Source organism: uncultured Fretibacterium sp. (assembly GCF_938040765.1).
Classification (GTDB): domain Bacteria; phylum Synergistota; class Synergistia; order Synergistales; family Aminobacteriaceae; genus CAJPSE01.
Window position 1 is genome coordinate 1 of the sequence record NZ_CALIAA010000107.1, and the last position, 6307, is coordinate 6307.

The 6307-nt window shown below is 62.3% G+C and carries 7 protein-coding genes and 1 pseudogene; 6 read left to right on the top strand and 2 right to left on the bottom strand.

Annotation, left to right across the window (positions count from 1 at the left end; translation table 11 throughout):
* Position 1: 1 nt before the first annotated feature.
* The 3 genes and pseudogenes from pgsA to Q0176_RS03945 all read left to right on the top strand — a co-directional run.
* Positions 2-520: a CDP-diacylglycerol--glycerol-3-phosphate 3-phosphatidyltransferase gene (pgsA, locus tag Q0176_RS03935; RefSeq protein ID WP_299299442.1), complete on the top strand. Its 519-nt coding sequence runs from the start codon at positions 2-4 to the stop codon at positions 518-520.
* Positions 521-621: 101 nt separating this feature from the next.
* Positions 622-1242: a manganese efflux pump MntP family protein gene (locus Q0176_RS03940; protein WP_299299444.1), complete on the top strand. Its 621-nt coding sequence runs from the start codon at positions 622-624 to the stop codon at positions 1240-1242.
* Positions 1194-1409: pseudogene (locus Q0176_RS03945) on the top strand (GIY-YIG nuclease family protein); the annotation flags it as partial. The gene Q0176_RS03940 and the pseudogene Q0176_RS03945, both read left to right, overlap by 49 nt.
* Positions 1410-1449: 40 nt before the next feature.
* On the opposite strand, the gene Q0176_RS03950 reads toward Q0176_RS03945, so the two are convergent.
* Both Q0176_RS03950 and Q0176_RS03955 read right to left on the bottom strand, forming a co-directional pair.
* Complete coding sequence (locus tag Q0176_RS03950; RefSeq protein WP_299299446.1) at positions 1450-3258, bottom strand: nucleoside-diphosphate sugar epimerase/dehydratase; 1809 nt, start codon at positions 3256-3258, stop codon at positions 1450-1452.
* 102 nt (positions 3259-3360) lie between these two features.
* A complete protein-coding gene (locus Q0176_RS03955) occupies positions 3361-3792 on the bottom strand; it encodes a hypothetical protein (protein ID WP_299299448.1) in 432 nt (143 codons plus the stop codon).
* A 256-nt stretch (positions 3793-4048) separates the two neighbouring features.
* Here Q0176_RS03955 and tig point away from each other — a divergent pair, with 256 nt between their 5' ends.
* The 3 genes from tig to Q0176_RS03970 all read left to right on the top strand — a co-directional run.
* Positions 4049-5416 (top strand): trigger factor, encoded by a 1368-nt coding sequence (tig, locus tag Q0176_RS03960; RefSeq protein ID WP_299299450.1) that lies wholly within the window; start codon positions 4049-4051, stop codon positions 5414-5416.
* An 8-nt stretch (positions 5417-5424) separates the two neighbouring features.
* Positions 5425-6009, top strand: a complete 585-nt coding sequence (clpP, locus tag Q0176_RS03965; protein ID WP_299299452.1) for an ATP-dependent Clp endopeptidase proteolytic subunit ClpP — start codon at positions 5425-5427, stop codon at positions 6007-6009.
* Between the two features lie 90 nt (positions 6010-6099).
* Positions 6100-6307 (top strand): ClpX C4-type zinc finger protein (locus Q0176_RS03970; RefSeq protein ID WP_299299454.1); only part of this gene is annotated, 208 nt, incomplete at its 3' end.

The following is a 6307-nucleotide window of genomic DNA, read 5'->3' on the forward strand; positions in this document are numbered from 1 at the left end:
TCTGGCTCCCATCGTGTTGTTGTTTCTATCGGTGCGCATCGGTGGAACGGTTCCGCTTCCGGGCTTTTTGATGGAGGACCCTCCGGCCTGGGGGGATATCCTCGCCGGCGCCGTTTTCGTGGTTGCGGCCCTGACGGATTCCTTCGACGGCTACATTGCGCGCAGGCACCGTCTGGTGACGACCCTGGGGAAGTTCATCGATCCCCTTGCCGACAAGGTGCTGGTCATAGCGGCCATGATCGCGCTGGTGGAGCTGCACCGTATCCCCGCCTGGATCGTGCTGGTCATCATCACCCGGGAGTTCGTCGTCACGGGACTGCGTCTCGTCGCCGCGGCGGAGGGCGTCGTCATTGCGGCGTCCCGGGGGGGGAAGATCAAGACGGTCTTTCAGATCGCCGCCCTCACGATGCTGATCCTGAAGATACCGGGCGGCATGGTCCTGATGTGGATCGCCATGGCGCTGACGGTCTGGTCGGGGATGGAGTATCTCATCGGCGGAAGTAAAATCCTGATGGAATGAGGGCTGGGTTTTCACTCGAGGCCGAATCCGGGGCGTCGGACACGATCTTTCCTCCGACGCTCCGTTCTTTTTTGTTTTTTCAGGAAGGCGGCGAGGATGGATTGGATTGGGAGTCGGCCGTATCGGGATTTTCCCTGGCCATGGACGCATTTGCCGTCTCCGTCTGCATGGGGGCCTGCATTCCGGGGCGGTTCGGAAGGGCGTCCCTTCGGATGGGAGGGGCCTGCGGCCTGTTTCAGTTCCTCATGCCCCTGGGCGGATGGGCGGCGGGGGAGTGGTCCGCGGGGCTGATGGCCGCGCTCGACCACTGGCTGGCCTTCGGGCTCCTGGCCTTCGTGGGAGGGGGCATGATCCGCAGCGCTCTGGGGCCCTCGAATCATCCTTGCGAGGGGGACGCGACAGCCTCTCCGAGGGCCCTGTTCTCCCTGGCCCTGGCCACGTCGATCGACGCCTTCGTCGTGGGGGCGGGCTTTGCCCTCGTGAAAAAGCCCGTCCTCGATCTGGCCCTGCTGGCAGGGGTTTTTACGGCCCTGACCTGCGTCCTGGGCGTCTGCATCGGGCGCTTTGTCGGATGCCGCTTCGGCAGGCGCGTGGAGCTGATCGGCGGCGTGCTGCTGATCCTCATCGGGCTGAACATCCTCCTGACCCATCTTATGGACCACGGCGGCCTGGAGTGGGTATTTTCTGCGAACGGCGCTCCGGTTATGACCAGGAAGATCTGAGGCGGAATCCTTTGCCCTTCTACGTCTACATCGTCCGCTGTCGCGACGGATCGCTCTACACGGGATGGACGACCGATCCGGAAAAACGCCTGAGCAGACACAATGCGGGAACCGGGGCCCGGTATACGCGTTCCCGGCGTCCCGTGGTCCTGGCCTATTGCGAGGAGTGCCCGAGCCGCGAGGAGGCGATGAGCCGCGAGTGCCGGATCAAGAGGATGACCCGTGAGGCGAAACGACGCCTGATCGCGGAGCATACTCCGGCACCATCCCGCACAGAAGGGAAAGCGCAAGCTCCGGGTGGGCCATGCTGCGCTCCAGCCGATCGTTCAGCTCCGCCTCGGAGTTCTGTGAGGCCCTCAGATGAGCCGTAAACACCTTGGGGTGCGACGTGGGATGCACGGAGGATGGCTCGTAAAAAAGCTCTTCCTCGAGTTTTTCGCCGGGCCTTATTCCGGTGAAGACGATCGGGATATCCCGATAGGGCTCGTATCCATGAAGGCGGATCAGAAGCTCGGCCATCTCGGTGATGACGACGGGCTCCCCCATGTCCAGGACGAAGAGCTCCCCTCCCTTGCCCATGGCCCCGGCCTGTATGACCAGGCTCACGGCCTCCGGAATCAGCATGAAATAGCGCTTCATCCGCGGGGCCGTGACGGTGACGGGTCCCCCTGATGCGATCTGAAGCTCGAACTTCGGGATGACGCTCCCCCGGCTGCCCAGGACGTTCCCGAACCTTACGGCCATGAAGGCGGTGGAGGGGTAGTTCCGCTGCTCCTGCTCCAGGATTTTCTCCGCCAGTCGTTTCGTGGCCCCCATGACGCTCGATGGGTTGACCGCCTTATCCGTGGAGATCAGGACCATGCGCTCCACGCCCCCGCGGCCCGCGGCCCGCGCGACGATGCGGGTCCCCAGCGCGTTGACCCGCAGCGCCTCCCGCGGACAGGACTCCATGAGCGGGACGTGCTTGTGCGCCGCGGCGTGAAAGACCACCTGAGGCCTCCAGCGCCGGAACAGGTCCTCGACCGCCGTCTCGTCGGCCACATCCGCGATGATCGGGTGCAGCGGAACGCCAAGCCCCTCCCGCTGCAGCGCCTCCATCAAAAGGTAGATCGACTGCTCGCCGTGTCCCAGGAGGAGGAGCTCCCCGGGCTCGTTTCGAATGACCTGCCGCACGATTTCGCTGCCGATGGAACCGCCAGCCCCCGTCACGAGGACGCTGCGGCCCCGGAGATAGCCGGAGATCGCCTGCAGGTCGATCGTCACGGGGTCTCTCCCCAGAAGGTCCTCCAGCTTGACGCTGCGGAGCCGATTGACGGAGATGTATCCCCCCGCCAGCTCCCGCAGGCTGGGAAGGATGCGGACCTCGACCCCCAGTGGGGCCAGGCGGTCGTAGAGGGAACGAATCTTCCTTCCGAGCGCGGAGGGGATGGCTATCAGGACGACCCCGATGTCCTGTTCTCCTATGATCTCCGTCAGGCGCTCCGTGTCTCCGACGACGTCGAGCCCGGCGATCCTTTTGCCGATCTTCTGGGGATCGTCGTCCACGAAGGCCACCGGAAGGAGGTCCCCGGAATTTCGGAGCAGGTCCCGCGCCAGCAGGATGCCGGCCTCGCCGGCCCCCACGATGAGGGTCCTCTGCCGGGAGGACTGGGCGGGGGACGGCTCGTGAACCAGTCGCCAGGAGGCCCGGAGCCCGCTGCAGAAGATAAATCCCGAGAAGAGCAGAATTGCGAGCGTGGTCCTGGGAAGCAGGACGAAGTGCCAGACGAAATTCGCGGAGAAGAAGAGGAGGGCCGCCAGGACGTAGAGTTTTGCGAAGCGGAGATAGTCCTCGAACCCCGCCTGAGTCCACAGGATCCTGTACTGCCCTCCCAGGCCGAACACGGCCGCGCCGGACGCCGAGAACGCCAGGGCGGCGCGGAGGCAGTCGGAGAGGTACAGCTCCGGGATGAAGAGGCTGAGGCGTATGGCGTATCCGAGATAGACGGCGAGGGAAAGGAAAAAGACATCGAGCAAGGCCACGAATAGTCCGTGGCCTGCCGTCCGGTTCCATAACCGTATCACCGTGAGAAGAGGATGGGACATTGACGCGGCGGGTGTCCAGGGGAGGACGAAATTTTAGAGGATGAGCTTTTTCCCGCCCTGAGGGCCCCCTCCCATGCGGTCCAGCTGATTCAGGACCGCCGCGGAGGCGACGTCGATCTTCGGCTTCTGCTGTTTGCTCATGGCCTCCTGAAGGCGTTTGTCGTATTCCTCCAGGGACTTGCGGATGGCCGCCGTATCCCCCTTGATCCAGAGCATCAGGGCATCGGCCGCGGACCGGATGGCCTCCTCCTCGGGCATCTTCTCCAGCATCCCGAGCTCCTTTAGGATACGGTGCTCCTCACGAACCGCATCGAGGACGTCCGCCTCGGAAAAGATGCCTTTCCTGTAGAGGATCCGAAACATGATGTTGAAGCGGCTCTTCTGGTTTTCCGAATCCATGGCGAGCCCGTCCACGCGGGCCAGCAGCATGGAAAGCAATTCGTCCAATCCTATCTGCATAGGCATGATCTGTCTCCTCCTTGAAGGCTCCGATTGAAAATTCCAGAGGTCCGTGAATCGAAACTTCACGGAACCTGAACGATCGTGAACTTCTTTGAAATTGCGGCGCCCCCATTCTAGCACAGAGCTCCTGGAAGCGCGGCCCCTCAAAAGACGGATTCGAGACCGGTCGAAAGCGTGCCGCTTGGCCATTTCAAATACCCGTTCAAATGGGTTAAATGGTATAATACGCGCGTTTGAAAGCTCGAAAGGAGTTTGAGAGATGAAGACGGAGTTGCTGGGGCAGGAAAAGAATATCGTCAGGGTCAAGGTCGAGTTCGAGGCAGCCGAATTTTCCAAGGGGCTTGCCGAGGCGCTGGGCGAGATCTCCCGGAGCACGAACATCCCCGGGTTCCGTAAGGGGCACGCACCGCGCAGGGTGATAGAGATGCGCGTCGGACGCCAGGCCCTCTACAATGAAGCTCTGGAGAAGATCCTCCCCGCAGCCCTGCAGCAGGTCGTCGAGGACTACGACCTTGAGACGATCTCCGACCCGTCCATCCATATCGACGACATCCATGAGGGGGAACCCGTGACCTGTGAGCTCACCTTGGAGGTCATGCCGGAGACGGAGTTGCCCGTCCTGGAGGAGATAGAGGTCGAACGCCTGAACTCCCAGGTGACGGACGACATGGTGGACGCACTGATCCTCGATATCCGCAAACGGCATTCCCGCCTGGAGCCGGTCGAACGCCCGGCCGAAAAGGAGGATGTCGTCGTCGTGAACTTCGTCACCCGCATCCTGGACGATGCGTCCTCGGGGGAGAGCGAGCCCCAGAAGAGCGAGATCGACCTCTCCGACGAAGTCGTCCGTAGTGAGGTCCGTTCTGCGCTGATCGGCAGGAGCGCCGGCGACACCGTGGAGACGGAGTTCGACGTCGAGCCTGATTACCGGGACAGCACGGTGGCGGGCAAGCGCGTGCATTATACGATGACCCTCGAGACCGTCAATACCCGTATCCTTCCGAATCTCGACGCCGCGTTCTTCAAGAGCCTGTTCGGAGAGGATACGGAGATCGCGACGGAGGAGTCCTTCCGCCGGAAGATCGGAGACGACCTCCTTGCCCGGATGAAGCGTGAGAACGAGGCCCATGCCGCTGGTCGCGCCGTGGACGAGGTCTCGAAGCGGTCTACGGTGGATGTCCCCGAAAGCCTGGTGGAGCGCCAGATCGAGCTTCTGAAGAAAAAGGACGACGAGGAGGCGAGGCGGCGTTTCAACATGGGGATGAAGGAGCTCCTCAACCTGAAGGAAGGGGAGGACGAAGCCCGCTACGAGGGGATCATCCGTTCCCGGGCCGTCGAGATGGTCCGGAATATGCTTGTTCTGGACGCCATTGGCAGAAAATACGAAGTGGAGGTCTCCAAGGACGACCTCGAGGCGGAGGTGGACCGCCGTGCGGCGGTCTACGGCATCGAGCGCAACAGGCTGCTGGGCCTGCTGCACAAGGACCGGAAATTCTTGGCCGGAGTCGTGGACGATCTTCGCTACTCCAAGATTACGGATCTCCTCATGACCCTCGTCAAGGTCCGGGACGTGGACGAGCTGTCGGTTCCCCAGGCGGAAACGCCCTCGGCGGACGGAGAGCGATAGAGGTCCTCATGTCCTACTACATTCCTTACGTCATCGAACAGACGGGGCGGGGAGAGCGGAGCTACGACATCTACAGCCGGCTCCTCAAGGATCGCATCGTCTTTCTGGGGACGGAGGTGGAGGACGGGGTCGCGAACTCCATCATCGCGCAGCTGCTTTTTCTGGAGAGCGAGGACCCCGAGAAGGACATCCATCTCTACATCAACAGCCCCGGGGGATCCGTGACCGCCGGTCTGGCCATTTACGATACGATGCGGTACATCAAGAGCCCGGTCTCGACGATCTGCGTGGGGCTGGCGGCGAGCATGGCGGCGGTGCTTCTCTCCAGCGGGGCCAAGGGGAAGCGCCTGGCGCTGCCGAACGCGGAGATCATGATCCATCAGCCCTCCGGCGGGACCCGCGGACAGGCCACCGATATCGAGATCCATGCGCGCAATATCCTGAAGACGCGGGAACGCCTGAACCGCATCCTGGCCGCCCAGACGGGCCGGGACATTGAGGACGTCGCACGGGACACGGAACGGGACAACTTCATGACGGCGGAGGAGGCCCTGCAGTACGGTCTGATCGACCGCATCATCGATACGCGGTAACCCCTGCCGGCTCTAAACCCTGAATATAAGGCGTTTTAAGGGGATGGACTCTGCTGTCCCCTTAATGCGTTTTCTGGAGGTCGTTTCACTTTGGACAGGAACAAGGATAACGGATTTGAACAGAAGAATATCCACTGCTCGTTCTGCGGGAAGTCCCAGGGCGAGGTCTATCGCCTGATCGCCGGTCATGGAGCCTGGATCTGCAACGAGTGCGTGGAGCTCTGCAACATTCTCCTCGAGAACGAAAAAGGGGAGGTGCTGCATGAGGAAAAGGACCGGCCCCCGGTCCGGGACGAGG

What these genes read in the sequence shown, in the direction of transcription:
- Q0176_RS03955 (WP_299299448.1), bottom strand. Translation starts at nt 3,792, where the DNA reads ATGCCTATGCAGATAGGATTGGACGAATTGCTTTCCATGCTGCTGGCC.
- tig (WP_299299450.1), top strand. Translation starts at nt 4,049, where the DNA reads ATGAAGACGGAGTTGCTGGGGCAGGAAAAGAATATCGTCAGGGTCAAG.
- clpP (WP_299299452.1), top strand. Translation starts at nt 5,425, where the DNA reads ATGTCCTACTACATTCCTTACGTCATCGAACAGACGGGGCGGGGAGAG.